This window comes from Rhizobium sp. BK418 (assembly GCF_004341105.1).
GTDB lineage: Bacteria > Pseudomonadota > Alphaproteobacteria > Rhizobiales > Rhizobiaceae > Rhizobium.
Map to the genome: position 1 here is coordinate 476,076 of NZ_SLZK01000001.1, position 25,276 is coordinate 501,351.

30 protein-coding genes and 1 pseudogene are annotated in these 25,276 nt (G+C 58.9%); 16 read left to right on the plus strand and 15 right to left on the minus strand.

What is annotated here, in order from left to right; all coding sequences use genetic code 11:
- Nucleotides 1-2: 2 nt before the first annotated feature.
- The gene (locus EV281_RS02385; protein WP_245508204.1) at nucleotides 3-542 is read right to left on the minus strand and encodes a dual specificity protein phosphatase family protein; all 540 of its coding nucleotides are present in this window, start codon (nucleotides 540-542) and stop codon (nucleotides 3-5) included.
- 345 nt (nucleotides 543-887) lie between these two features.
- Entirely contained in the window at nucleotides 888-1,847 is a 960-nt protein-coding gene (locus EV281_RS02390) for an aldo/keto reductase (RefSeq protein ID WP_132651336.1), read from the minus strand.
- A gap of 171 nt (nucleotides 1,848-2,018) precedes the next feature.
- Here EV281_RS02390 and EV281_RS02395 point away from each other — a divergent pair, with 171 nt between their 5' ends.
- Entirely contained in the window at nucleotides 2,019-2,918 is a 900-nt protein-coding gene (locus EV281_RS02395; RefSeq protein WP_132651337.1) for an AraC family transcriptional regulator, read from the plus strand.
- 66 nt (nucleotides 2,919-2,984) lie between these two features.
- Here the strand turns inward: EV281_RS02395 and radC are convergent.
- Nucleotides 2,985-3,759, minus strand: a pseudogene (radC, locus tag EV281_RS02400) (DNA repair protein RadC).
- A 47-nt stretch (nucleotides 3,760-3,806) separates the two neighbouring features.
- Nucleotides 3,807-4,643 carry a type I methionyl aminopeptidase gene (gene map, locus EV281_RS02405; RefSeq protein WP_132651338.1) on the minus strand — a complete coding sequence of 279 codons (837 nt, stop codon included), beginning with the start codon at nucleotides 4,641-4,643 and terminating at the stop codon, nucleotides 3,807-3,809.
- A gap of 247 nt (nucleotides 4,644-4,890) precedes the next feature.
- On the opposite strand from map, the gene EV281_RS02410 reads away from it, so the two are divergent.
- From EV281_RS02410 to EV281_RS02415, 3 genes are all read left to right on the plus strand, one after another.
- Nucleotides 4,891-5,550 (plus strand): TetR/AcrR family transcriptional regulator, encoded by a 660-nt coding sequence (locus EV281_RS02410; protein ID WP_132651339.1) that lies wholly within the window; start codon nucleotides 4,891-4,893, stop codon nucleotides 5,548-5,550.
- Between the two features lie 120 nt (nucleotides 5,551-5,670).
- The gene (locus EV281_RS31005) at nucleotides 5,671-5,844 is read left to right on the plus strand and encodes a hypothetical protein (protein WP_165911824.1); all 174 of its coding nucleotides are present in this window, start codon (nucleotides 5,671-5,673) and stop codon (nucleotides 5,842-5,844) included.
- A complete protein-coding gene (locus EV281_RS02415; protein ID WP_132651340.1) occupies nucleotides 5,841-6,170 on the plus strand; it encodes a DUF6105 family protein in 330 nt (109 codons plus the stop codon). The genes EV281_RS31005 and EV281_RS02415 overlap by 4 nt, the downstream gene beginning before the upstream one ends.
- Here the strand turns inward: EV281_RS02415 and ruvX are convergent.
- Nucleotides 6,110-6,601 (minus strand): Holliday junction resolvase RuvX, encoded by a 492-nt coding sequence (gene ruvX / locus EV281_RS02420; protein ID WP_132651341.1) that lies wholly within the window; start codon nucleotides 6,599-6,601, stop codon nucleotides 6,110-6,112. The genes EV281_RS02415 and ruvX overlap by 61 nt on opposite strands.
- Before the next feature lie 175 nt (nucleotides 6,602-6,776).
- Here ruvX and EV281_RS02425 point away from each other — a divergent pair, with 175 nt between their 5' ends.
- The 4 genes from EV281_RS02425 (at nucleotide 6,777) to EV281_RS02440 (ending at nucleotide 9,918) form a co-directional block, all read left to right on the plus strand.
- Nucleotides 6,777-7,481, plus strand: coding sequence for a metal-dependent hydrolase (locus tag EV281_RS02425; RefSeq protein WP_132651342.1), 705 nt, complete (start codon nucleotides 6,777-6,779; stop codon nucleotides 7,479-7,481).
- A gap of 125 nt (nucleotides 7,482-7,606) precedes the next feature.
- Nucleotides 7,607-7,894, plus strand: a complete 288-nt coding sequence (gene gatC, locus EV281_RS02430; RefSeq protein WP_132651343.1) for an Asp-tRNA(Asn)/Glu-tRNA(Gln) amidotransferase subunit GatC — start codon at nucleotides 7,607-7,609, stop codon at nucleotides 7,892-7,894.
- Nucleotides 7,895-7,953: 59 nt separating this feature from the next.
- The gene (gene gatA / locus EV281_RS02435; protein ID WP_132651344.1) at nucleotides 7,954-9,435 is read left to right on the plus strand and encodes an Asp-tRNA(Asn)/Glu-tRNA(Gln) amidotransferase subunit GatA; all 1,482 of its coding nucleotides are present in this window, start codon (nucleotides 7,954-7,956) and stop codon (nucleotides 9,433-9,435) included.
- A gap of 207 nt (nucleotides 9,436-9,642) precedes the next feature.
- The gene (locus tag EV281_RS02440; protein WP_132651345.1) at nucleotides 9,643-9,918 is read left to right on the plus strand and encodes a hypothetical protein; all 276 of its coding nucleotides are present in this window, start codon (nucleotides 9,643-9,645) and stop codon (nucleotides 9,916-9,918) included.
- A gap of 51 nt (nucleotides 9,919-9,969) precedes the next feature.
- On the opposite strand, the gene EV281_RS02445 is transcribed toward EV281_RS02440, so the two are convergent.
- Nucleotides 9,970-10,227, minus strand: a complete 258-nt coding sequence (locus EV281_RS02445) for a YjhX family toxin (RefSeq protein ID WP_132651346.1) — start codon at nucleotides 10,225-10,227, stop codon at nucleotides 9,970-9,972.
- Between the two features lie 319 nt (nucleotides 10,228-10,546).
- Between EV281_RS02445 and EV281_RS02450 the strand changes: the two genes are divergently transcribed.
- The 6 genes from EV281_RS02450 (at nucleotide 10,547) to EV281_RS02475 (ending at nucleotide 14,737) form a co-directional block, all read left to right on the plus strand.
- A complete protein-coding gene (locus EV281_RS02450) occupies nucleotides 10,547-11,056 on the plus strand; it encodes a GNAT family N-acetyltransferase (RefSeq protein WP_132651347.1) in 510 nt (169 codons plus the stop codon).
- Nucleotides 11,057-11,132: 76 nt separating this feature from the next.
- Nucleotides 11,133-12,638 carry an Asp-tRNA(Asn)/Glu-tRNA(Gln) amidotransferase subunit GatB gene (gene gatB, locus EV281_RS02455; protein ID WP_132651348.1) on the plus strand — a complete coding sequence of 502 codons (1,506 nt, stop codon included), beginning with the start codon at nucleotides 11,133-11,135 and terminating at the stop codon, nucleotides 12,636-12,638.
- Between the two features lie 65 nt (nucleotides 12,639-12,703).
- Nucleotides 12,704-13,210: a GNAT family N-acetyltransferase gene (locus EV281_RS02460; protein ID WP_132651349.1), complete on the plus strand. Its 507-nt coding sequence runs from the start codon at nucleotides 12,704-12,706 to the stop codon at nucleotides 13,208-13,210.
- Between the two features lies 1 nt (nucleotide 13,211).
- Nucleotides 13,212-13,679: a GNAT family N-acetyltransferase gene (locus EV281_RS02465; protein ID WP_132651350.1), complete on the plus strand. Its 468-nt coding sequence runs from the start codon at nucleotides 13,212-13,214 to the stop codon at nucleotides 13,677-13,679.
- Between the two features lie 103 nt (nucleotides 13,680-13,782).
- Nucleotides 13,783-14,178 (plus strand): NADH:ubiquinone oxidoreductase subunit NDUFA12, encoded by a 396-nt coding sequence (locus tag EV281_RS02470; RefSeq protein WP_132651351.1) that lies wholly within the window; start codon nucleotides 13,783-13,785, stop codon nucleotides 14,176-14,178.
- Between the two features lie 118 nt (nucleotides 14,179-14,296).
- Nucleotides 14,297-14,737: a DUF2155 domain-containing protein gene (locus EV281_RS02475; protein WP_132651352.1), complete on the plus strand. Its 441-nt coding sequence runs from the start codon at nucleotides 14,297-14,299 to the stop codon at nucleotides 14,735-14,737.
- 110 nt (nucleotides 14,738-14,847) lie between these two features.
- On the opposite strand, the gene EV281_RS02480 is transcribed toward EV281_RS02475, so the two are convergent.
- The 5 genes from EV281_RS02480 to aroQ all read right to left on the minus strand — a co-directional run bounded on the left by EV281_RS02480 (nucleotide 14,848) and on the right by aroQ (nucleotide 18,775).
- Nucleotides 14,848-15,777: a DUF2167 domain-containing protein gene (locus EV281_RS02480; protein ID WP_132651353.1), complete on the minus strand. Its 930-nt coding sequence runs from the start codon at nucleotides 15,775-15,777 to the stop codon at nucleotides 14,848-14,850.
- A 74-nt stretch (nucleotides 15,778-15,851) separates the two neighbouring features.
- Nucleotides 15,852-16,469, minus strand: coding sequence for a leucyl/phenylalanyl-tRNA--protein transferase (aat, locus tag EV281_RS02485; protein WP_132651354.1), 618 nt, complete (start codon nucleotides 16,467-16,469; stop codon nucleotides 15,852-15,854).
- Nucleotides 16,470-16,476: 7 nt separating this feature from the next.
- Complete coding sequence (gene accC, locus EV281_RS02490; protein WP_132651355.1) at nucleotides 16,477-17,829, minus strand: acetyl-CoA carboxylase biotin carboxylase subunit; 1,353 nt, start codon at nucleotides 17,827-17,829, stop codon at nucleotides 16,477-16,479.
- 10 nt (nucleotides 17,830-17,839) lie between these two features.
- Nucleotides 17,840-18,316, minus strand: a complete 477-nt coding sequence (accB, locus tag EV281_RS02495; RefSeq protein WP_132651356.1) for an acetyl-CoA carboxylase biotin carboxyl carrier protein — start codon at nucleotides 18,314-18,316, stop codon at nucleotides 17,840-17,842.
- Nucleotides 18,317-18,337: 21 nt separating this feature from the next.
- Nucleotides 18,338-18,775: a type II 3-dehydroquinate dehydratase gene (aroQ, locus tag EV281_RS02500; protein ID WP_132651357.1), complete on the minus strand. Its 438-nt coding sequence runs from the start codon at nucleotides 18,773-18,775 to the stop codon at nucleotides 18,338-18,340.
- 402 nt (nucleotides 18,776-19,177) lie between these two features.
- Here aroQ and EV281_RS02505 point away from each other — a divergent pair, with 402 nt between their 5' ends.
- Complete coding sequence (locus EV281_RS02505; RefSeq protein WP_132651358.1) at nucleotides 19,178-19,846, plus strand: response regulator; 669 nt, start codon at nucleotides 19,178-19,180, stop codon at nucleotides 19,844-19,846.
- The gene (locus tag EV281_RS02510; protein ID WP_132651359.1) at nucleotides 19,836-21,236 is read left to right on the plus strand and encodes a sensor histidine kinase; all 1,401 of its coding nucleotides are present in this window, start codon (nucleotides 19,836-19,838) and stop codon (nucleotides 21,234-21,236) included. Before EV281_RS02505 ends, EV281_RS02510 begins: the two co-directional genes overlap by 11 nt.
- 103 nt (nucleotides 21,237-21,339) lie before the next feature.
- Here EV281_RS02510 and EV281_RS02515 read toward each other — a convergent pair whose 3' ends face one another.
- The 4 genes from EV281_RS02515 to EV281_RS02530 all read right to left on the minus strand — a co-directional run bounded on the left by EV281_RS02515 (nucleotide 21,340) and on the right by EV281_RS02530 (nucleotide 25,209).
- Nucleotides 21,340-22,221 carry an ABC transporter permease gene (locus tag EV281_RS02515; RefSeq protein ID WP_132651360.1) on the minus strand — a complete coding sequence of 294 codons (882 nt, stop codon included), beginning with the start codon at nucleotides 22,219-22,221 and terminating at the stop codon, nucleotides 21,340-21,342.
- Nucleotides 22,222-22,233: 12 nt separating this feature from the next.
- Nucleotides 22,234-23,052, minus strand: coding sequence for an ABC transporter ATP-binding protein (locus EV281_RS02520; protein ID WP_132651361.1), 819 nt, complete (start codon nucleotides 23,050-23,052; stop codon nucleotides 22,234-22,236).
- 96 nt (nucleotides 23,053-23,148) lie between these two features.
- Nucleotides 23,149-24,162, minus strand: a complete 1,014-nt coding sequence (locus tag EV281_RS02525; RefSeq protein WP_132651362.1) for an ABC transporter substrate-binding protein — start codon at nucleotides 24,160-24,162, stop codon at nucleotides 23,149-23,151.
- Nucleotides 24,163-24,450: 288 nt separating this feature from the next.
- Nucleotides 24,451-25,209, minus strand: coding sequence for a DsbA family protein (locus EV281_RS02530; protein WP_132651363.1), 759 nt, complete (start codon nucleotides 25,207-25,209; stop codon nucleotides 24,451-24,453).
- Nucleotides 25,210-25,276: the final 67 nt, after the last annotated feature.

Below are 25,276 nucleotides of genomic sequence, written 5' to 3' on the forward strand. Positions count from 1 at the left end.
GTTTACGAGTTCGAAAAGCCGAATAGTGGCTCAAGTCTTTCGAAGGTCTCGTCCATTGCATAGGCGCCGATAAAGAAGAGCGACAGATGACCGTAGGTCAGCGAAATCTGCGATTCCGCTGCCATCTCGCCACCCTTGGCAACGCCGGCAACATAAATGGCTGAAGCGAGGCCCGTCCGGTCCGCGCCAGCCTTGCAATGAATGAGCAGCGGCTTCGGCGCAGCCGCCATGATCGCCATGAGCTGGCGACCTTCCTCGACGCTGAGCTCTTTCGTGGCCGACATGCGGAAATCGATATGCTGGACATTGAGCCCCTTGGCTGCCGCAACTTCATCGTCGTACCAGGCCTTGCCGCTGCTGTCACCGCGCAGGTTCAATACGGACTTGATGCCATATTCCTTGACCAATTCGCCAAGCTTGGCAGGAGAGGGCTGGGCCGAGCGATAAACCTGGCCTTCGACGACTGCATGCACATTGGTGGAAAGCTGCAGATAGGCGAGATAGACACCGGTCACAGCCAGCAGCAGAAGCGTCAGCCGCATCAGCCCTCGCAGAGTTGGCCTGTATAAACGACCCGGAGAAAAGCCCATAATTGCCCCACGAGGTTGACTGTGATCCAGTTTGGAGAACGCCAAAAATGGCTTTTTCAAGCCTTAGCCGGATTCTTATATCAGATGCAGCCTTCTGAGGCTCGCCTGTCCGTTTTTGCCGATGATAATATGAGCATGGATCGGTGGATACGCCACTGCGGCAGCGTCTTGCTTACTTTAGAGACGCAAAGACCGTGCTGTCTTGCTGTTGCGGAAACCGATGACCTGAAATAGCGGCCGGGCAGCTTCCCACGGGAAGCGGCCAGATCCGCACCTGCCGAGAGCGGCGGTCGAGGCTTAGACTTGCATCTCTTGCTCCCATAAGCCGCGCGTATTCACGTTTGCGGCATCAGCAAGAGCTTCCAGTTCCGCGATGTCGTCGCTGGTGAGCGTAATGCTGATGGCTCGGACCATACCATCGACATGATGGGGCTTAGTGACGCCGATGATCGGCGTCGTGCCCTTGGCGATGGCCCATGCAGTCGCGACATCGGGTGCTGCTGCACCCTGGCTCTCGCCGATCGAAGTGAGTTTATCCGTCAGGGCCTTCAACTGAGCCAGCATTCCATTGTAAATCTTCCCTCGGCTGCTGCCTTCCGGCAGCGGGTTCTCGGTGCTATACTTGCCGGTCAGCGCGCCTTGTTCCAGCACCATATAGGCGAAGAACGGAATGCCGCGGTTGCGGCAGTAATCCAGGATTCCGGCCTGCTCAGAGCTGCGGTAGAGAAGGCTATAGTGGTTCTGGATGGCTTCGACCCGGAATCCGGCTTCGCCCAGGATCCGGTCGGCGAGCTTGATTTCGCTCAGATTGTGATTCGAGACGCCGACATGTTTGACCTTCCCGCTCTTCAGCAACGGAATCAGGTGCGGCGTCCACCGCGGCACATCCGCTGGATTGTGAATCCAGTAAAGGTCGATGTAATCGGTGCCGAGGTTGGCCAGACTCTGTTCCAGCATGTCCGCCACCGGATCGTCGCCGGTTCCCGCGATCCGCGGGTTGAACTTCGTGGAGAGCTGGTAGTCCCTGCGGGCATAGCGCTTCAGTAGGTCTCCGAGTACGGTTTCTGAACGGCCCATGCCGTACACGAGGGCGGTATCCCACAAGGTAAACCCGGCCGCATGTGCCTTGTCCGCGAGCTCCTGCAGGCCAGCCTGCGTGAGGTTGCTGCCAAAGTAGCCGTCGCCAGTCTCGCCGCTGTCGCCCCAGGCCCAGGTGCCTAGCGCAACCGTGGGGGTCTTCAGACTATCCGATGTCATGTTCGCTCCATACTTGTTCTGCTACCCGGTTTGCTGTGACCCAGGCGCCGCTGACATTGTGGTGCGCGGCGACGCCGAGCCGTTAGCCTGATGCGCCAGAATTCCTGCCCAATCCTCCAGAAGCCGCGGTTTGCATTGCCGTCCTGCCACGCGCGTGCGATGGTCCTATTCATGGAAAAGCTCACAGAAATCGCGGCCGCAATTGTCCGGCACGTCTCGAAGGATGGCTTCCACGCCACACCCATCGAACGCGTGACGCTTGTTCGATCCTCCACGGTTACGATGCCGATGCCGAATGTTTACAGGCCGCAACTGTGCCTCGTCGTGCAGGGGCACAAGCAGGTCACGCTAGGCGACCGCGTCTTCAGTTATTCACCGGGGCGCTATGGGATCGTGACCCACGACCTGCCGGCGATAGGCCATGTGATCGAGGCGACTCCAGACAAGCCATATCTGTGCCTGTATCTCGATTTCGATCCGGTCATGCTGGGGGAGTTGGCGTTGCGCGTGCCGCCGCCGCGGGGGGCGCCATCCCCGCCCATAGCCAAGACGGTGTCCGACGCCGGCACCGATCTGCTCGACGCGGTGCTACGCCTGCTGCGTCTGCTCGACAATCCAGCAGCGCTGCCTGTGCTCGGGCCGCTAGCCGAGCAAGAAATTCTCTATCATCTGCTCGCTGGCCCGGATGGCGCCAGAATGCGCCACATCACATCCGGCCAGGGCCGGGTGGCCCAAGTCGGCCGCGCCATCGCCTGGATCCAACAGAACTTCCGGAAACGGTTCAGCATCGAGCGGCTTGCCGCCGAAACAGGCATGAGTCCGTCGAGCCTGCATGAACATTTTCGTGCCGTGACGGCGATGACGCCGCTGCAATTCCAAAAGCAACTCAGGCTGCAGGACGCGCGCAGCCTTATGCTGGTTCAGGACTTCGACGTCACGACTGCCGCCTTCCACGTGGGTTACGAAAGCCCGTCGCAGTTCAGTCGCGAATATCGCCGCCATTTTGGAGAACCACCGGCGCGCGACATAGCCCGCTTGCGCGCTGCGCCGGGTTTGGCAGTGGTAGCTTGAATTCAGCCTCTCCGGATGAAGCTGGGGCAAACTCGGTGACAGTGCACGCGGTCCTCGCAACGTGTCTTACGAGAGCAGCCGCAGCGCCCTGAAGCTGACGTGGCCGTTCTTGCCGATGATAATGTGATCGTGAATGGCGATGCCCAGAGGCGCGGCCGTGTCGATGATCGTCTTCGTCATGTCGATATCGGCGCGCGACGGCGTCGGATCACCCGACGGGTGATTGTGGACCAGAATCAGCGCCGTCGCCGAAAGCTCGAGTGCCCGCTTCACCACCTCGCGCGGATAGACAGGTGTGGTCTACCGTTCCGCGCCCCTGCACCTCATCTGCAATCAGTGCGTTGCGCTTGTCGAGGAAGAGAATACGGAACTGCTCGCGCGCTTCATGCGCCATGGCCGCATGACAATATTGGATGACCGACGACCAGGAAGAAAGCACCTCCTTGCCCTTGAGCTCGCTCTTCAATGTACGGTGGGCGATTGTTGAGATCAGCTTCAGGTCGAGCGCCACGGTCTCTCCGACGCCCTTTACTTCCTGCAGCAGTGCTATCGGTGCGCCGAACACACCCGATAGCGAGCCGAAGCGCTCGATCAGTGCCTTGGCGATCGGTTTCGTGTCCCGGCGCGGGATCAGTCGGAAAAGCAGGAGTTCGAGGATTTCGTAATCGGCAAGCGCCGCATCACCGTGTTCGCGAAAGCGGCTGCGCAGCCTCTCGCGGTGGCCGTGATAATGCTCTTCCTTCGCAGGCTGCGCGGGCAGGGCGCTCTTCTTGCCGATGGCGGGTTTTGCGAAAAATGCCCGTTCGTCGATGACGACATCCTCATCCACGTTCAAAGGCAATTCATCATCGCCGGTCTGCGGAACGGGGCCTTTCGCCATTGATGATGTCACCTGTTGAGCGGCGGCAGGCCGGGCCGGTCGAGACCGGCAGGCGAAAGCGTAAAGATCTCGCAACCGTTCGCAGTGACGCCGACCGTGTGTTCGTACTGCGCCGAAAGCGAGCGGTCGCGCGTCACGGCGGTCCAGCCGTCTGCCAGCACCTTCACATGCGGCCGCCCGAGATTGATCATCGGCTCGATGGTAAAGATCATGCCTTCGCGCATTTCCGGCCCTTCATTGGCGCGGCCGTAATGCAGGATATTCGGCGAATCGTGGAAGAGGCGGCCGACACCATGGCCGCAGAAATCGCGCACGACCGAGCAACGCTCGGCTTCAGCATAGGTCTGGATCGCTTCGCCGATCGCACCGGTGCGTGCGCCAGGGTGGACTGCGGCGATCCCGCGCATCAGCGATTCATAGGTCACTTCCAGCAGACGTTCGGCAGCACGCTTGATCTGCCCGACCGGATACATCCGGCTCGAATCCCCATGCCAGCCATCGACGACGAAGGTCACATCGATGTTGACGATATCACCTTCGCGCAGCGGCTTGTCATCGGGAATGCCGTGACAGGCGACGTGGTTGATCGAAGTACACGTGGACTTCGTGTAGCCGCGATAGTTCAGCGTTGCCGGATAGGCGCCATGATCCATGCCGAATTCGAAAACGAAGCGGTCGATTTCATTGGTTGCGAGGCCGGGCTTGACGACATCGGCGAGCGCATCGAGGCAACGTGCGGTCAATTGGCACGCGTTGCGCATCCCCTCGAATGCTTCAGTTCCATAAAGCCTGATGGCGCCGGTATTTTTCGGTGGCGCGATTGCGGCTTCGATATAATTTACCATAGCAAGGCCTTAGCAGAAATTGTCGTCTCTTTTCATAATGCAGCTACGCCGGGTTCGTCCATCGCGATCAACCGCATGGGTAAGATTTCTCGGGCGCACTATACCGGATGAATAATGCCGCCAGGCCCCCGGCCAGCGTCAGCACAGTAGTGTACCATCAATATCCACAGTCTTCTCAATTAGATAGGATTGTAGGCGGAAAATTCCACTGGTACTCACCGATTGGTGACAGACCGGGGTTGACCGAATGCTGAATGAAACTGCCGTGGCCGCACTCGAACAGACGAATGCCGCTGAGCCCGAAAAGCGTATCCGTGACAGAAGCGCCACGGAACGTGCCATCCTGAAGGCCGCCAAGAACCTGCTGGCCGAAGAGGGTTTCCAGAATTTCGGCATCAATGCCGTTGCACGCCGCGCCGGCTGTGACAAGCAGCTCATCTACCGCTATTACGGTGGTCTTGATGGTCTCGTAGACGCGATAGGCACCGATCTCGGCAACTGGGTCAAGGACCGCATCCCCGAAGATACCGGCGGCATGTTCCTCTTGACCTATGGTGATCTCATGGAGCGCCTGTCGCTGCTTTTCCTGCAAGCGCTCCGCGACGATCCGCTGATGCGCCGCATCGTCGCCTGGGAGGTGTCCGAAAATACCGAACAGGTCAAGCGTCTTTCAGAAGCGCGTTCGAAGGCGCTGGGCCAGTGGCTCGATCGCATGCGTGGTTCGCTGACGCCGCCGAAGGGCGTCGATACCGCCGCCGTCAACGCGCTGATCTTCGCTTCTATACAGCATCTCGTGCTCGCCGCCGCAGCCGGCGGGCAATGCGCCGGTCTGGTCCTGAAGAACGGCAAGGACTGGGAGAAGGCGGCAGGTGCGTTGAAGCGGTTGGTGCGCGGCGTTTACGGCTGAACAATCCACAGCCGGCGTCTGCCTGTTAACCTTAACAAATGGTTTACATTGCGTGGTCAGGGGTAACCGGCCAGTGTGGTCCTCAGTAGAAATGTAACGAGTGTGGACCCGAGTTCAGCCATGGGAACCAAAATCGCCAGAACCGCGTTGCTTGTCGCGGCGATGATGTTTTTCGCTGTGCTGGCGCTGGATATTGCCGTGCCCGCGCTCGTTCTCTGCATCATGGCATCGTCGGTCTGGCTCGTTTCTCTTGATATGCCGGTCCTGCGCAAGCACGAAGGAGAGGCCGCATGAAGTGGTTTCTGATCTTCTGGGCCGGTCCGATCGTCTTCCTGGCGGGCTGGTATTGGCTTTCCTATTACGATCTGAACTTCGGCATCTTCATGCTGACGCGGCAGGTCCACGACCTGACCTTCCAGGTTTACGGCAAGGTGCTCGGCCTGCCGCCGGAGGAAATTCCGCCACTGGTTGCCCGCGCCATCGCCGTCGACAGCCTCGTCGTCTTCGCCATCATGGGCTTCCGCAAACGCCATCGGATTTCGGCATGGTGGAAGGCACGTCACGCCTCGGTGTCGTCCGCCGATCTCGCCAGCAAGGAAAGCCTGTCGAGCGCTCCTTGAAGAATGAAGCTCGCAGCCGCCGAATCGATACGTTCGGCGCGTTTTGCCCGCGAAACATCCATTTCCAGCAGGGCCCGTTCTGCCGCGACCGTCGATAGCCGCTCATCCCAATAGACAAAGGGAAGAGCGGTCTTCTGCTCCATGTTACGCACGAAGGCGCGCGTGGCCTGCACTCGCGGCCCCGCTGATCCATCCATGTTCATGGGCAGGCCGATCACGAAGGCCGCGACCTTCTCTTTCGCGGCGAAGGCCAGCAGGGTCTCGGCATCGATTGCGAATTTCTCGCGTCTGATGACCGGACGCGGTGTCGCGAAGCGGCGCCCGAGATCGGACATGGCAAGCCCGATGGTCTTCGTGCCGAGATCGAGGCCGGCGATTGCCTGTCCGGGGCCGAGCGTTCCGGCCAGTTCCTCGATCGTCAGCACCGTCATTACCGTGTCATCCCGTCAAAAGAAATTGAAGTTCCTGCCGCTTTTCTTTGCGGCCATATCGGCTATGTCCTTAGAGCAATTCCAGAAAAAGTGCGAAGCGGTTTCCGACCGGGACTGCTTTAAACCAGTCCGACCCCGAAATCGTCTTTTGCATCACGTAATAAAGGAGACTTTCATGAAGATCACCTGGCTCGGCCATTCTGCTTTCCGTATCGAGACAAAAGCCGCCAAAATCCTGATCGATCCCTTCCTGACCCATAATTCGTCCTTTGCCGGTCAGGACATCAAGGATGTGACCAACGGCATCACCCATATCCTGCTTACTCATGGCCATGGCGATCATCTCGGTGATACGGTGCTGATCGCCAAAGAGACCGGCGCCGTCGTTCTCGCCAACGCCGATCTCGCTTCCTGGCTCGGCACCAAGGGTGTCGGGAAGCTGGAAATGGGCAATACCGGCGGCACGGTCTCGCTCGACAGCTTTACCGCGACCTTCACCAATGCGCTGCATTCCTCCGCTCAGATGACGGAGGATGGAGTCTCTCATTCGCTCGGCAACGCGAACGGCCTGATGCTGCATTTCGACGATGAACCGAGCCTTTTCCATATGGGCGATACAGATATCTTCTCCGACATGGCGCTGATCGACGAACTGCATCAGCCGGATATCGGTATCGTGCCGGTCGGCGACCGCTTCACCATGGGCGGCGCGGTGGCGGCTCTTGCCTGCCAGCGCTACTTCAACTTCAAGACCGCTGTTCCCTGCCACTACGGAACTTTCCCGATTATCGACCAGACGCCGGAAAAGTTCATAGCCGGCATGGAAGCATCGAAGACGCAAGTAAAGGCGCCGAAGCCCGGCGAAAGCCTGCTGCTCTGATGCGCAACTCCTCGAATCCAGGTCGATTTGAGGGGAGGAATTCTGCGCTGCCGAAAAGGCAAACCCGTTGCACAGGACGGACATGGTCTTTATAGCGATAGGAAAATTCCTATCCGGAGTATGCCATGTCCGTCGATCTCGCCACCGTTAAGCGCGTCGCGCGCCTTGCCCGCATTGCCGTCTCGGAAGAAGAGGCAAATCGCATGGTCGGTGAATTGAATGGCATCCTCGGCTTTGTCGAGCAGCTTTCCGAGGTAAATGTCGAAGGCGTCGAGGCCATGACCTCGGTGACGCCGATGGAAATGAAGAAGCGCGCCGATGTCGTCGATGACGGCAACAAGGCTGCCGATATCGTTGCCAATGCCCCCGTGAGCGACCACAATTTCTTCCTGGTGCCGAAAGTCGTCGAATAAGGCTTTGACCGCCTCTTTCCGACCCCTGTTGCCATTTCCAGATCTGAAGCGAAAACACGATGAGCGAACTTACCAGCCTGACCATTGCCGAAGCCCGCCAAAAGCTGCGCGCCAAGGAAATCACCGCAACCGAATTGACCGAAGCCTATATTTCGGCGATCGACGCGGCCAATGGCCAGCTCAACGCCTACATCAAGGTCACGCCGGACCTTGCGCGCGTCATGGCGAAGAATTCCGACGAGCGCATCGCGGCTGGCAAGGCAGGCGATCTCGAAGGCATTCCGCTGGGCATCAAGGACCTGTTCGCAACAGTCGGCGTGCATACCCAGGCCTGCAGCCATATTCTCGATGGTTTCGAGCCGCGCTACGAATCGACCGTGACCCAGAACCTCTGGGACGACGGCGCCGTCATGCTCGGCAAGCTGAACATGGACGAGTTTGCGATGGGCTCCTCTAACGAGACCTCGCATTATGGCGCTGTCATCAACCCCTGGCGTGCCGCTGGCTCGAACCAGCAGCTGGTACCTGGCGGTTCTTCCGGCGGTTCGGCTGCAGCCGTTGCCGCCCATCTCTGCGCCGGCGCCACCGCGACCGATACTGGCGGCTCGATCCGCCAGCCTGCAGCATTTACCGGGACCGTCGGCATCAAACCTACTTACGGTCGCTGCTCGCGCTGGGGCACGGTTGCCTTCGCTTCCTCGCTCGATCAGGCCGGCCCGATTGCCCGCGACGTTCGCGACGCAGCAATCCTGCTGAAATCGATGGCAAGCGTCGATGCCAAGGATACGACCTCGGTTGATCTGCCGGTTCCGGATTACGAAGCTGCCATCGGCCAGTCGCTGAAGGGCATGAAGATCGGTATTCCCAACGAATATCGCGTCGACGGCATGCCGGACGAGATCGAGGCCATCTGGCAGCAAGGCATTGCCTGGTTGAAGGATGCCGGCGCCGAAATCGTCAACATCTCGCTGCCGCACACCAAATATGCGCTGCCGGCCTATTATATCGTGGCACCCGCTGAGGCTTCTTCGAACCTCGCCCGTTATGACGGTGTTCGCTATGGTCTACGCGTCGACGGTAAGGACATCGTCGACATGTATGAGAAGACACGTGCCGCCGGCTTCGGCCAGGAAGTCAAGCGCCGTATCATGATCGGCACCTATGTTCTGTCCGCCGGTTACTACGACGCCTATTACCTGCGCGCCCAGAAGGTGCGCACCCTAATCAAGCGCGACTTCGAACTCGCCTTCGATGCCGGTGTCGACGCCATCCTGACTCCGGCGACCCCATCGTCTGCTTTCGGCGTTGCCGACGAGAACCTGGCTTCCGATCCGGTGAAGATGTACCTGAACGACATCTTCACAGTCACGGTCAACATGGCCGGGCTGCCCGGCATTGCCGTTCCCGCCGGCCTCGATCACAAGGGTCTGCCGCTCGGCTTGCAGCTCATCGGCAAGGCTTTCGACGAGGAGACGCTCTTCAAGACTGCCCATGTTATCGAACAGGCGGCTGGCAAGTTTACGCCGGCCAAGTGGTGGTAGCAAGCCTAACGATCCGTAGAGATTGCTGACGCCGACCAGAAGATGGTCGGCGTTGTTGATTCTGCTGATGAACGCTACGCGTTCGCTTCTCAACACGGCGGATTGATGAACGACATCATCAATCTCCGCGACTGAAGAAAAGCGGGCGCCGTCTCGGATTTCGAGGCGGCGACTGTTATAGAATGAGGACTTTGCAGGGAGGGCCTCATGCCGAAACAGGATCTTGCGCGGTTGATCGAGGCCTTTGATCGCCTCGCGGCCAAAGGTTTCAAAATGGGTGCGGAGTGGGAGGCAGTTCATGAGATCTGCCAGAACCACGAGGGCGAACAGCGGTTCGACTGGGGGCATGCACTCTGTCATCGGGTCGAAGGTGACGACTGGAATGCCGGCTACTGGTATCGCCGCGCCGGCAAGACGATCGGCACCGGCACGATCGCGGAAGAGTGGGCAGCGATGCGCACAGAACTTTCGGAAAAGCTTTGAAATCGCCTTGGCCGCGCAACGATTTCGTCACGCGGCCAGGTTCTTGTCATTCTATCGATTATCGAGTTGCGACCTGACCAGCTGCAGCCCTCTTTCGGTAATCCGATAAGGCTGGCCGGCAGATGACTTGATCGCCTTCAGCCGCTTCAGCCTGCGGAAAAGCTCCAGACCGAAGCCAGGATAGACCCAGCCATCACGGGTGAAGCAGCTCACCGTTTCAATCTTCTTGTTGTCGTCGCGGGTAATTTCGATACGGCCACCCTGGGCCATAAGGTGCAGGATGCGCTGTTCTGCGCGCGAGATGTCCATTGCTGTTGATCCGGAAACGCGCCTCCATGGAGGCGCACGAAAACGATTTGGCGATCGGGCTTAGCCGATACGCCGCGGCTTCGTTTTTCAGGCCCATGCACGCGAGGCTGTGCTCGCGGGCAGGGCCTTTACCGGGACTCAGACAGGTTAGACATAAAACACCTCTGGCGTGGTTTTTATCATCAGCCGCAGTCCGGTCAAGCGGAAGGCAGGATTTGAAAAGCCGCGGATAAATGCGCTTTGGCTCGATATCTCATTGGAGGGACTGGAAAGTTGCCCGACTCAATGGTCTACTCCCTGTTGTAGAGCGGAGATGCCATTGATCCACATTCGCAATGCCCGCGAAGGCGAAACGGAACTCTTGAGTGAAATCGGCTTGCGAGCCTGGCAAAGAGCGATGGCATTGATCGGTGAATCGGACGCCATGACGGACGGAGCCCGCAGCGCTTTCCGGACCTTTGTGGACAATAATTGGCTGACCGTCACCGTCATCGAGCAGAACGGACAGGTTGCCGGTTGGGCTGCGCGCGAAGGGCTGGACGAGACGATTTCCGATTTCTGGATCGACCCGACCTTCAACCGACAGGGGCTGGGCACTGCGCTGCTGGAGCGCATCGAGACCGATATTTTCGAGCAAGGTTTCGAGAAAGCGGCGATGCAGACCCATTCGGGAAATTCCGAGGCAATCGCCTTCTTCCAGAAGCATGGTTACGCGATCCACTGGCTCTCGGTCGCCTACAATCCGAAGCTGGACCGTGACGTGCCCTCTGTAGGGCTCACGAAACATCTCGGCCCGCAGGAACCGGAAGCCTATGGTCCCGGTTTCTAACCGCTGAAAGCCTTGCACCGGCAAGCCATTTCCTTTACCTCACCAGTTGAAAAGAACAGCCTTCGAAGAGCATCTCATGACCATTGTCGACGTTCGCACGCCTGATCCGAAACGTTATATCCCCGGCGCCACCGGCGATTGGGAAGTCATCATCGGTATGGAAGTCCATGCCCAGGTGCTCTCCAATTCCAAGCTGTTTTCCGGCGCTTCGACGGAATTCGGTCGGCCGCAGAATTCGAACGTATCGCTCGTCGACGCTGCCATGCCCGGCATGCTGCCCGTCATTAACGAGGAATGTGTCAAGCAGGCAGTGCGCACCGGCCTCGGTCTGAAGGCGCAGATCAACAAGCGCTCAGTCTTCGATCGTAAGAACTATTTCTATCCGGACCTGCCGCAGGGCTACCAGATCTCCCAGTATAAGGACCCGATCGTCGGCGAAGGCAAGATTGTGATCTCGCTCGGCCCGGATCGTCAGGGCCAGTTCGAGGATATCGAAATCGGCATCGAGCGCCTGCATCTGGAACAGGATGCCGGCAAGTCGATGCACGACCAGCATCCGACCATGTCATATGTGGATCTCAATCGTTCCGGCGTGGCACTGATGGAAATCGTCTCCAAGCCGGATATGCGCAGCTCCGACGAGGCCAAGGCCTACATGACGAAGCTGCGCTCCATCGTGCGGTATCTCGGCACCTGCGACGGTAACATGGACGAGGGCTCCATGCGCGCCGACGTCAACGTCTCGGTGCGCCGCCCGGGCGAGCCTTTCGGCACGCGCTGCGAAATCAAGAACGTCAACTCTATCCGCTTCATCGGTCAGGCGATCGAATTCGAAGCCCGTCGGCAGATTGGTATTCTCGAGGATGGGGGCACGATCGATCAGGAAACCCGCCTGTTCGACGCAAACAAGGGCGAGACGCGTTCCATGCGTACCAAGGAAGATGCGCATGACTATCGCTATTTCCCCGATCCGGACCTTCTGCCGCTCGAATTCGATGACGCCTTCATCAGCGATCTCGCCCAGCATCTGCCGGAACTGCCTGACGACAAGAAGGAGCGTTTCGTTCGCGAGCTCGGACTCTCGATCTACGATGCCTCCGTGCTCGTCTCGGAAAAGGCGATTGCCGATTACTTCGAGGCCGTTGCCGAAGGTCGCGACGGCAAGACGGCTGCCAACTGGGTCATCAACGATTTGCTCGGCGCCCTGAATCGAACCGGAAAGGATATCGAGGAAACGCCGGTTTCTCCGGCCCAGCTCGGTGCCATCATCGACCTCATCAAGGCCGAGACCATCTCCGGCAAGATCGCCAAAGATGTTTTCGAGATCATTCTCAACGAATGCGGTGACCCTGCGGAGATCGTCGAAAGCCGCGGCCTGAAGCAGGTGACGGATACAGGCGCGATCGAAAAGGCCGTCGACGAGATCATCGCGGCCAACCCGGATCAGGTCGCCAAGGTCAAGGCGAAACCGACGCTTGCCGGCTGGTTCGTCGGTCAGGTCATGAAGGCGACCGGCGGCAAGGCCAACCCGCAGGCGGTGCAGGCCCTCGTCAAGGCCAAGCTCGGTATCGAGGAAGAATAGTCGACGACCGCTCGGTTGAACGGCGCGAAGCGGTTTCGGGATACTGATGCCGCAAGGAGAAGGTCTTGGTTTATTTCGTCCGTACGGCCAGCGAGCGCGATCTGGAAAAAGTCCGCGCCCTGCTGGTCGAGAGTTTCCATGCTGTCTATGACGCCGGCCATGGCGTCGCAAAAGTTAACGAACTCGTTGCCAATCTCTTTTCGCCGGCGGCTCTGAAGGCGCGGCTCACGAAGAAAAATGCCGAATTCCTCGTTGCCGACGACGGCCGGGATATCGGCGGCATGGGTTATGCAGCGATGTCATCCGAGATGACGAAGACAGTCATGCTGCACCTTCTCTATGTGAAGCCGGATTTGCAGCGCCAGGGCATCGGCCGCGATATCTTCGCCGAGCTCGAAACCTGCTTTCCGGATGCCGAGATCATGCGGCTGGAAGTGGAGGTTCAGAATCACGAAGCCGTCCATTTCTACACACGGCTCGGTTTCGTCGAAGCCGGCCGCAACGAGAACAGCGGTCCCGGCCAATCCGGTATTCCGACGCTGGTTTTCGAAAAGGCGCTCGAGCTCCACTGATATGACATTCGGTGACATCATCATCCGCCAGGCGCGTGAAGCCGATCTGCAGGCTTTGATCGCCATGTTTGCTGCCGATCCGCTCGGTGGCCATGGGGATACGACCGATCCAGAGGCCTATCCGGAATACGCCCGCGCCTTTGCGGCGATCGCAGCCTCGCCCGATCAGATGCTTTATGTCGCCGAACGGGATGGTGATGTCGTCGGCACCTTTCAGACAATTGTCACCACCTCGCTCAACGCGCGCGGTTCATCCGCCATGATCATCGAGGCCGTGCAGACCCGGGCTGATATGCGGGGGCAGGGCATCGGTGCTCAGATGATCGAATTTGCCATTGCCGAGGCGAAAAGTCGCGGCGTGCGGCTCGTCCAGCTGACATCGAATGCAGTGCGTAAGGACGCCCATCGTTTCTATGAAAGGCTGGGTTTCAAACCGTCGCATCTCGGTTTCAAGATGGCTCTGAAATGACCCGAGTTTAGGCGGGAATCACTGGACAATTCGGCTTGGCGGCGGCATAAGCGGAAAAGCCTATCTGCTTTCGTCCGCGTCCTGCGGCCACGAGGATAAAGACATGATGAAGTTCCTTCTGCACACCTTCACCTGGTGGAACAACTACACTTTTGGCACGCTGTTCGCCCTTCGCGGTTTCAAGCGCGTCGGTGAAGACGAGTTCGGCAATGTCTATTATGAAGGCGGTCTTTCCTCTTACGGCCTGCCGAAGCGTTGGGTGATCTACAAGGGTTATGCGGAGGCCTCCGCCATTCCTCCGGGCTGGCATGGCTGGATGCATCACCGCACCGACGTTCCGCCGTCGAAGGAAAATTACGTTGCCAGGGAATGGCAGAAGCCGCACCGCGCGAACCCGACGGGTTCGCCGCAGGCTTACCGCCCTCCGGGTTCTCTGGCTGCGACCGGCGAACGTCCGCGCGTAACCGGCGACTACGACGCGTGGACGCCGGGCAACTGAGCATCAAGCATTGGATTGCGGGGGCCCGCCCCGCGCTTTGGCCACAATTGACCTTTACCCGCAGGGTGGCCGCAATTGCTGCGGCCATGAACCTGATACGTGCTGGAGACGGGTAGATATGAAGCTTTCCCTGCGAAACATGGTCCTGCCGGCTGCGGGAACTGTATCGCTGTTGGCGCTTTCCGCCGGGCTTCTTTCCACTCCGGCAAACGCGGCTCGCATCGACAATCCAGTCGCAGTCTTCTCCGGCCTGGACAAGATCACTGGGCGTATCACAACCTTCGACGTCTATGTCAACGAAACGGTCCAGTTCGGCGCCCTGCAGGTGACGCCGAAGGCCTGTTATTCGCGCGACCAGTCGGAAGCCCAGAAGATTGACGGTTTCGTCGAAGTCGATGAGATCACGCTGGACCGCAAGATCCGCCGAATCTTTACGGGCTGGATGTTTGCCGACAGCCCCGGCCTTAACGCCGTCGAGCATCCGATCTACGACGTGTGGCTGAAGGATTGCAAGCAGAACTCAGATGTCCCTCCGCCGGATAGCGCCGGCGTAAAGTAAAAGCGGAGGCGCGGCATCAGCCACTTTCGGCCCAAGATATTTCGGCGAGATGATCGGCGGGCCGCGTTTCGCACGACACCTGTTCAATGCGACACACCACAGGCTGTAATTTATGCGTTGGGCGTTTTCTTGCCCGTAAAGAGCCTCTTCACAAAGCTCACCGCGCCGCCGAATACCACAAATACCAGGATCCACGCCTTTTTGAGGAAGGCAGCAGCGATTGCCAGCAGACCGACCTTTGCTGCAACCTTGGCACCGGCGCCTGCTGCGATCATCCCCGCCATCCCGTAGGCAGCGATCTTGTCGCCATCCACGTGATCGTTATAGGCCATTCCCTTGTCAAACTGCACGAGCTTCGTCACGGAAGGAATGGCAGTCTCGATCTCTTTCAGCTGTTCGAGGCCCGCAACGAAATCGAACTGAAATACGCCTTCACGGCCCAGCGTGCGAACGGAATAGTTCAGCGTATGCTGCGCGTTTCCGTTCTCATTGAACAGCAGATCGCGCGCCCAGTGCAAGGCATGCGCGGACTGGTCGTAATGCGGGGCAGAGGCCCACCCGAAGAGGGTAACTGTGGGAAAGCCCTGCTTCTGTCGCTCGGCATTTTTCTCGGCGATCGAATCCTTGATGTTCTGCAGCAGCTCATCATAATCGATCGTCTGTGCGTCGGCATCCGACACGTAGCCATCTGCGCTGTATTCGATCACCGAACCCCATGCGCCAGCCTCAGTCGGGGCATATTGTGCAGGAAATAACATACCGAGCGCATCAGCAGCCGACCCCGGAGGGTTTCCCCAGATATCGACGAGCACCGTCTTCGTATCTTCGGAGCTGAGGTAATAAAAGCCAGCGGGGACGTTCAGTGTCGCCTTGGCAGCCGGCAGCCTGATCGCTCCTTGCTGGAAATCGAGCTTTCCCAGAACCTGCTTTTCCTCATCGGAAAAATCGGTCTTGTTCGGAAACATTTCCCGGTAGGGGCGGGCATTGGCCACGCTGGCAACCAGGGCGAAAAGCAGTGCTGCCGCAAAATATCGCTTCAAAATTCCATCCTCCAATGTATTTCGACCTTAATCAGTTCGACCGAAAAATCAACGTAAGGATGAAATATTCAACCTTAAAACTGCAGGTGCGGTGATTCCATCGCCTCGGCGAGCAGCAGAGCATAATCCGCCTTGGGCACGTCGATTGCTCCGAACGTCTTCAGATGCTCTGTCGTGAATTGCGTGTCGAGCAGCGTGAAGTGCTTTTCTCGCAGACGCTCTACCAGATGAACGAGACAGATCTTCGAAGCATCGGTTCGCCGTGAAAACATGCTCTCTCCGAAGAAAGCCGAACCAAGCGAAACGCCGTAGAGCCCGCCGACGAGTTCTTCATCGTCCCAGGCTTCGACCGAATGGGCGTGCCCCATTCGATGCAGGGCAGAATAGAGGGTCTTGATGGTTTCGTTGATCCAGGTGCTCGGACGATCGGATGTCTCCTGTGCGCAAGCAACAATGACAGCATCGAAATCGCTGTTGAAGCGGATATCGAATGGCTTCCGACGGATCGTCTTTCGAAGGCTTTTGGAAACGTGAAAACGCTCGTCGAGCGGCAAGACACCGCGGACATCAGGTTCGACCCAGAAGATCTCAGGGTCGTCTGCGGATTCGGCCATTGGGAAGAGGCCAATCGAATAGGCGCGCAGGAGAATCTCAGGGGTAATGCCCGGTGATTTCCTGCGCACTCCCGCCATTCCTGTCCTATGCCGCCGGCTTGCTGTCCTCGAGATACTTTTCCAGCCAATGGATATCGTAGTCGCCATTGGCGATATCTTGGTTGGAAACGAGATCCTGGAACAGTGGCAGCGTTGTCTTGATCCCGTCAACGACAAATTCATCGAGCGCACGGCGTAGTCGCATCATGCATTCGACGCGTGTACGACCATGGACGATCAGCTTGCCGATGAGGCTGTCGTAATAAGGCGGAATCTTATAGCCCTGATAGGCGCCCGAATCGATGCGTACGCCAAGGCCACCCGGTGCGTGGAAATGTGTGATCGTGCCGGGCGAGGGCACGAAGGTGCGTGCATCCTCGGCATTGATACGGCATTCGATGGCATGGCCATGGAAGTTTACTTCATCCTGCGTGACCGAAAGACCGCCGCCGGAGGCGACACGGATCTGCTCATGCACGAGATCGATGCCGGTGATCGCTTCCGTTACTGGATGCTCCACCTGCAGACGGGTGTTCATTTCGATGAAATAGAACTCGCCATTTTCATAGAGGAATTCGATAGTCCCGGCACCGCGATATTTCAATTTCTTCATGGCGTCGGCGCAGATCTGGCCAATCTTCATGCGCTGTTCAACATTGAGGGCAGGAGAATTTGCCTCTTCCCAGACCTTCTGGTGACGGCGCTGGAGCGAGCAGTCGCGTTCGCCGAGATGGATCGCATTGCCCTCGCCATCGCCGAATACCTGGATTTCGATATGGCGGGGCTTTTCGAGGTACTTTTCCATATACACGGCGTCATTGCCGAAAGCGGCAAGCGCTTCCGTGCGGGCCGTCGACCAGGCCACGATCAGATCTGCTTCGGTCTTGGCAACCTTCATGCCGCGCCCGCCACCGCCGGCCGTCGCCTTGATCAGCACCGGATAGCCGATCAGAGCAGCCGTCTTCAGCGCATCCTCCTCGGTCTTCACTTCACCGTCGGAGCCCGGAACGACTGGAATGCCGAGTTCCAACGCGGTGGTCTTGGCAGTGATTTTGTCGCCCATGATGCGGATATGTTCAGCCGTCGGGCCGATGAAGGTGATGCCGTGGGCTTCGAGAATATCGGCGAACTTGGCATTTTCCGACAGGAACCCGTAGCCCGGATGCACGGCGTCAGCGCCGGTGATTTCGCACGCCGCGACGATCTGATGGATGTTGAGATAGCTTTCGCGCGACGGCGGCGGGCCGATGCACACACTTTCGTCGGCAAGGCGCACATGCATGGCATCTGCATCGGCCGTCGAATGCACGGCCACGCTTGCAATGCCGAGCTCCTTGCAGGCGCGCAGCACGCGAAGGGCGATCTCGCCGCGGTTGGCTATGAGGATCTTCGAGATCATGGCTGAAGCCTTATTCGATGACGACGAGCGGCTGGCCGTATTCGACGGGCGAACCGTCTTCGACGAGGATTTCCGTGACCTTGCCGGACTTCGGCGAGGGGATCTGGTTCATCGTCTTCATCGCTTCGATGATGATCAGCGTCTGGCCCTCCTTGACCGTGGCGCCGACTTCGATGAACGGGCTCGCGCCGGGAGCCGGTGCCATATAGGCTGTGCCGACCATCGGCGCGTTGACCGTGTTCGCCGGGTTACGGCCTGCCGTCGCAGCCGGGGCAGCCGCCGTAGCCGGAGCTGCTGCAACCGCAGCCGGCGCTGCATAGGCAGGGCCTGCGATCGGCGCCTGGATATACTGGGTCGTGCCTGCACGCGAAACGCGGATACGCAGATCTTCCTGCTCGACCTCGATCTCAGTTAGATCCGTGTCCTTCAGGATGTTGGCAAGATCGCGGATCAGTGCCTGATCGATACCGGATTTCTTTTCAGCCATGAGTGTTGCCCTGTCTTCTTTTTATGCTGTGATGTTCTTCAGCGCGTTGAGCGCCAGGATGTAGCTGTAAGGCCCAAAGCCGCAGATTACGCCCTTGCACGCCGGCGCGATCATTGACTTGTGGCGGAATTCCTCCCGAGCATGCACGTTCGATATATGCAGCTCGATGACGGGAATGGAAATGGCGCGGATAGCATCATGTAGCGCGACCGACGTGTGCGTATAGGCGCCCGCATTGATGGCAACGCCGACGGCCTTTTCATCCGCTTCGTGGAACCAGTCCACAAGCGTGCCCTCGTGATTGCTTTGGCGGAAATCGATGTCGAAACCGAGTTCGCGGCCTGCGGCCTTGCAGTCCGTCTCAATGTCCTTGAGCGTCTTGCCGCCATATATGCCAGGTTCTCGTTTGCCCAGCATATTCAGGTTGGGCCCGTTCAGGACAAAAATCGTTTGCGTCATCGAATGTTCCGTTTGGCGCACCGGCTCTGGATCCTCTCTGGATCAGGCAACCGTCACGCGGTTCACTGTATTCATCGTGCCCTGTGGCAGCCTCTCGGCGGCAAAGGCACGGGAATGCGCGAGCGCCACCTATAGACTCCGCGCGGGCTTATTGAAAGCCCTTACAGAATCGGCAGCAAACCTCGGGCTATGTTTGTCCACATGGCTGAAACGCTTCGATTCAGGCGAATTGATGAGCGCTCCCCGAAGCGTTCGTTGGGAGAGGTTTGGCAATGCGATCTGTTGAACTGGGTGGGAGGGGCCATCGCCGGATACTTCCTGGCGGCGAGGCAATCGTGCATCCGGTTCGAACGGCGAAGCTCCGAGCTTCAGCACACTGCTTCCGCGTGCTAAGGAGAACGAATGAGACTGCTCGTGGTGGAGGACAACAAGGATCTTGCGGCCTGGCTGGGTAAAGCCCTGCGGCAGGCACAGTATGCGGTCGATATTGCCCATGACGGCGAGGACGCCGAGCATATGCTGAAGGTGGCCGAATACTCCGCGATGATCCTCGATCTTTCGCTGCCGAAGCTTGACGGACTGACGCTCTTGAAAAGGCTGAGGCAATCAGGCAGCAAGTTGCCGGTCATTATCCTCACGGCGAATGCGAGCCTGGATGGCCGTGTGAGTGGGTTGGACAGCGGCGCCGACGATTATCTCGCCAAGCCTTTCGAGATCGCGGAGCTTGAAGCACGGATCCGTGCGGTCGTACGCCGCGGGCAGGACCGGGCATCGTCCGAGATCGTCATCGGCGATTTGCTTTTCTCGGGAGGCACGCGGCAGTTTTTCGTCGCGGGCGAGCCTTTGCAACTGACGCCGCGGGAATATGGCGTCCTTGAACAGCTTGTGATGAAGGCAGGTACTACCGTTTCCAAAGCCGCTCTGTCCGAAGGCGTGTTCGGTTTCGATGATGAGGCTGACCCGAGCGCCATCGAGATATACGTCCATAGGCTTCGAAAAAAGCTTGAAGGCAGCTCGGTTCAGATCGCAACTTTGCGCGGGCTTGGTTACTTGCTCAGATATGTCCAGTAGCTTGCTCCAGAAGGTCGGTGCGACCGTCGTTCAACTCAGCAAAAGTCTTCGGGTGCAACTGCTCTGCTGGGTTCTGCTCACCTTGTTCGGAGCTATTGGTTTCAATCTCTACGACAGCTTCTGGACGGCGGATGCGACGGCAAAGCTCGTTACAGATCGGACGCTCCTGGCTTCGGCCCGCGCGATCGCAGAGGCTGTCCGTGTCGATGAGGGTGGTAACACGCAGGTGGACGTACCGCCTGCCGCGCTCGAAATGTTCGATACCGGCTTTGGCGATCGTGTTTTCTATCAGGTCATAACGCCATGGGGCAGCCTGGTGAGCGGCTTTCCCGACATGCCGTTGCCGGCTATCCAGCGTGTCGGCGAGGATCGAATATTCCACGGCGCCGACGTCCGTATCATGATGCTCGACCATCCGGTCGTCGGCCTGCCGGGCGATGGCGCAATCTCCGTTACGGTCGCGGTCACGCACAATAGCCAGTACGCCATGCGACGGCAGCTCTGGCTTTCCGATTTCTCGAAACAGTTCATCCTCGTCTTCGTCGCGAGCCTCGTCACCATACTCGGGCTTCAAAGGGGCCTTGCCCCGGCCCTCAGGCTAAGGGATGCCGTGCGCGAGCGCGGCCGCAATCGCCTTGATCCCCTGCCGCCCGAGATGGTGCAGACGGAGCTCCAACCGCTGGTCCACGCGTTGAACGATCATATGGAGCGCGTCCAGGGCCAAATGGCGGCGCAACGCCGGTTCGTGTCGAATGCCGCTCATCAGCTGCGTACACCTCTCGCGCTGATATCGACGCAGGCAAGTGTTGCCGCACGCGAGAAGGATGCCGATCGCCGCGATGAGGCGCTTGCCGCCCTGCGCGATAGCACCAGGCAGATTTCGCGTCTCGCAAGCCAGCTTCTGACCTTGTCGCGCGCAGAACCGGGAAGCCGCCGGCCGCGGGCCGACGCGACCGATTTGAGCAGGGCGGCTCGCGAAATCCTGGAGGTGTATGCCGAGGAGGCGCTGAGGCGTTATATCGATGTAGGTCTCGAAGCAGACGGCCCTGTCGTCGTTGAAGGCGACGGGACGATGTTGCGCGAAATGCTGGTCAACCTCATCGACAATGCGATCCGGTATACTCGCCCGAACGGCCGGGTCACCGTTGCGGTGAGACAGGCGGACGGGCAGGCGATCGTCACGGTCGAAGACAATGGACCGGGCATTCCGGAGGCCGAGCGTGCGCAGGTCTTCGAGCGATTCTACCGGATCATCGGGACAGAAGCCGAGGGGAGCGGTCTCGGTCTTTCCATCGTTCGCGAAGTTGTCGATGGTGCTGGCGGTAATGTCACGCTCTCGGAAGCCGACGGCGGCGGTCTCGTCGTTACCGTGCGACTCCCGATCAAATGAAGCCAAGCCTGAAAAACAACCGAGTCAGAAATGAAAGAAGGCCGGGCAACTACTAGCCCGGCCTTCGCTTCGTTCGATCTGCCTTGGGAGGACGACGATCGTTTTACTGCGTGTCTATGTGTTGTTGCGGACGCCATTTCGCAAGACGGTTCTCGATCAGCGTCATGATGAACTCGGCAAAGAGCGTGACGACCATGACAAGTAGGATCGCTGCGAACATGCCGGCCGCGTCGAACGTGCCCTTGGCGATCGAGATGAGCTGGCCGATGCCGAAGCGGGCACCGACGAATTCGCCGACGATTGCGCCGATGATGGCGAAGCCGAAAGAAACGTGCAGGCTTGCAAATATCCAGCTCATCGCCGAGGGAATGACGACCGTACGCGTGACCTGCCAGTCGGAAGCACCAAGGATTCGTGCATTGGCGATCATGTTGCGGTCGGCTTCTCGCACGCCCTGGAAGGCGTTCGCAAAGACGACGAAAAAGACCATGATGAAGGCGAGCGCCACCTTGGACGGCAGGCCCAGACCCATGATCATGATGAAAATCGGCGCAAGCACGACGCGCGGGATCGAGTTGATGGCCTTGATGTAGACGGAGAAGATATCCGACAGGAAACGGTTGCGGCCGAGGCCGATACCGACGAAGACGCCGGTGATCGAGCCCGCGAAGAAGCCGATCAGCGCCTCTTCCATCGTCACCCAAAGATTATACCAGAGTGAGCCTTCCGTCGTGCCTTCGGTCGCCCATTCGTAAAGGCGTTGAAGCACGCCGCTTGGGCTGGAATAGAAGAACGGATCGATCCACTGCATGTTGGAAGAGAGCTCCCACATGCCGATGACGAAGACCAGGATAGCGATCTGCCAGAAGCGCACGAGCGTGTTGCGCCGGCGTATCGCTTTCATTGCGGAGGCTTCGATCTCGGCATCTGAGGTGCCCGGGCGAAACAGGGTGGCCGAACCGGCCTCGAAAGTCGTGTGTGCCATGATATCCTCCCGTCAAGCCGCTTCGCTTGCGCGGCGGTAGCTGGTTTCGACCTCTTCGCGCAGGTCCTCCCAAATCGTCTTGCAGTAGTCGATGAAGCTCTGCTCGTAGCGGATCTCCGAAACGACGCGTGGGCGGGGAAGATCGATCGGGTAGACCGACTTGACCGTGGCAGGGCCAGCAGTGAGTACATAGACCTTGTCAGCAAGCGCCACGGCCTCTTCGAGGTCGTGGGTGACGAAGACCACGGAAGCCTTGCGTTCGGCCCAGAGCTTCAGCAGTTCTTCATGCATGACCGTGCGGGTCTGCACGTCGAGCGCCGAGAAGGGCTCGTCCATCAGTAGGATTTCCGGCTCATTGATAAAGGTCTGCGCCAGCGAGACCCGCTTGCGCATGCCGCCTGACAGCTGATGGGGGTAGTGATGGAGGAACTTCGAAAGACCGACGCGGGCGAGCCAATCGCGGGCGCTTTTTTCTGCCTCGGTGCGCGACTTGCCGCGAAACAGCGGGCCGGCCATGACGTTCTCGATGACGTTCTTCCAGGGAAAGAGCGCATCCGTCTGGAAGGCAAAGCCGACACGCGGGTCGATGCCGGTGATCGGTCCGCCCATGAGGCGAACTTCGCCGGCCGAGGGGCGGGCGAGGCCTGTCACGAGATTGAGCGTCGTCGATTTGCCGCAGCCGGTCGGGCCTACGACGGCGACGAACTCGCCACGGGCAACTGTCATGTTGAAATCACGCAAGGCTGTCAGCGACTTGCCGGTTGGCGAGACGAAACGACGGCTGACATTGATCAGCTCGATCGCCGGAATCTGGTTGTTGTCCTGTTGCATGGTGAAACCTGAGGCGTGCTTTCAGGGCGCGTGCACGCGATGCCCATGATCGAACGGACGCCGCTTCCGATTTGAGCCGGAAGCAGCGCGACGGCCTTACTTGACGTTCTTGACGAATTCCGTCGTATAGGTCTTGGAAAGGTCGATCTGCTTGCCTTTCACGTTCTTGGAGAACTCCGAGAGCACGGCAAGCACGGTCTTTGGACCATCTTCCGGCATGACGCCGTCTGGCGTGAACATGCCCTTGCCCTCGTCGAGAGCCTTGATATAGCCGTCCTTGTCACCGACGTAGAAATCTTTCGGCATCTTGTCGGCGATATCGGCGGCAGAATGCGTGTTGATGTATTTCAGTGTCTTGACGAAGGCATTGGCGAGTTTCTGAGCCTCGTCCTTATGCGCATCGACCCAGGCGGTTTCCATATAGAGCGAGGCGGCCGGGTAGGTGCCGCCGAGTGCCTGGCGGGTCGCTTCCACGGTGCGCATGTCGACGAGAACGTTTGCCTCGCCGGTCTTGACCATGCGCGAGATCGTCGGCTCGGTCGTCATGCCGGCCTGGATCTGGTCTTGCTGCATGGCGGCGATGAAGGTGCCGCCGGCGCCGACCGGGACGGTGACGACGTCGCCCGGCTGCAGGCCAGCCTTGGACGCCATGAAGAGAGTGAGAAAGTTGGTAGACGAGCCGAGACCGGTGACGCCGAGACTCTTGCCCTTGAAATCGGCCGGCGACTTGATCTCGGGATGCTTGCTCGAGACCATCTCTACTTCGCCCGGTGCCTGGCTGAACTGGACGATGGATTCGACGAACTTGCCCTTGGCCTGCAGGTCAACGCAATGATCGTAGAAGCCGACGACGCCCTGGACGGCGCCGGCCAGAAGCTGGTTTTCGGCATCGACGCCGGCCGCTTCGTTCAGCAGCTCGACATCGAGTCCTTCGTCCTTGAAGTAGCCGAGCGATTCGGCGAGCTTGGCGGGCAGATAGATCTGCTTCTCATAGCCGCCGACCATGATGGTGATCTTGTCGGCTGCGTTTGCGCCGCTCGCAACAAAGGATGACGCGGCAAGAAGAGCGGAAAAAGCGACGGTGTGAAAAAGGCTGCGTGAAGAACGCATGGAAATCTCCTCCTGATGATCCAAATGCATCGTCGTCTCGTCACCTTGACCGTGTCTCCTCCACGATGCTGCCTTTTTCTATGGGGTTGAAGCTTTCAACTAGCTTTCAGGCGATTACTTGTTTCAAAGCCCCAACCGAGTTGTGACCGAAAACCTCGGCCAGCTTTGGACAAGCCGAAGTCTTCCGTCCGCAGAACGTGAGAGTTCTGCGTAATGCCGTTCAGGAGGTTATACATACTGATCGGGTGCTGGCTGGAGCCGCAATTCACGCTCCGCGCGATCAGGCGGTTAGCAACTCGTCTTGCCGCAGGCCCGCATGTTCTTCACCTTGGCTTCGAGATCGTCGAGGCCGACGGCGCCGGGCACCATTTCGGTGCCGATCACATAGGACGGTGTGCCGCTGATGCCGAGATTCGCCGCAAGCTGATAGGTCGTCTGTACGATATCGTCGTTCGGGTTCTTTTTCATCTCAGCGCGGATCTTGTCTTCGCTGACGCCAAGGGAAGAGGCGACCTGCATTGCGGTGTCTTCGGAGGCGCGGCCATCGCTGCCGAGCAGTGCGACGTGGAAATCACCGTATTTTTCCGGCGCAAGCCGGCGGAAAGCATCGGCCACGCGGTGCGCGGCAACCGAATCCGGGCCGAGGATCGGGAATTCCTTCAGCACGAAGCGGACATTCTTGTCCTGCTTCAACAGCGCCTGCATGTCGGGCAGGGCGTGGCGGCAATAGGTGCAGTTATAATCGAAGAACTCGACGACCGTGACATCGCCCTTCGGGTTGCCGAGCGTCACGTCATATTTGGAATCGAAGATGCCGTCGGTGTTGTTCTCGATCGCCATGGTGGCCTTCACCTGCTGGGCCATCTGCTGCTTCTTCTGCAGCGCGTCCTGCACGTCGAGCATGATCTCCGGATTTTCGATCAGATACTGCTTGATGAATTCGCCAAGTTCCTTCTTCTGCTGATCATCGAATGCGAACGCTTGAGCTGGAAGGACGATGGAGGCTGCAAGCGCGAGCGCAGTGAGCGTTTTGGAGAAGAAGGCCATGGTATCCTCGTCGTCGGCTGATGGATTCTCGAAGCGGAAATACCATCGCCGGGTTAATGGGCTTGGA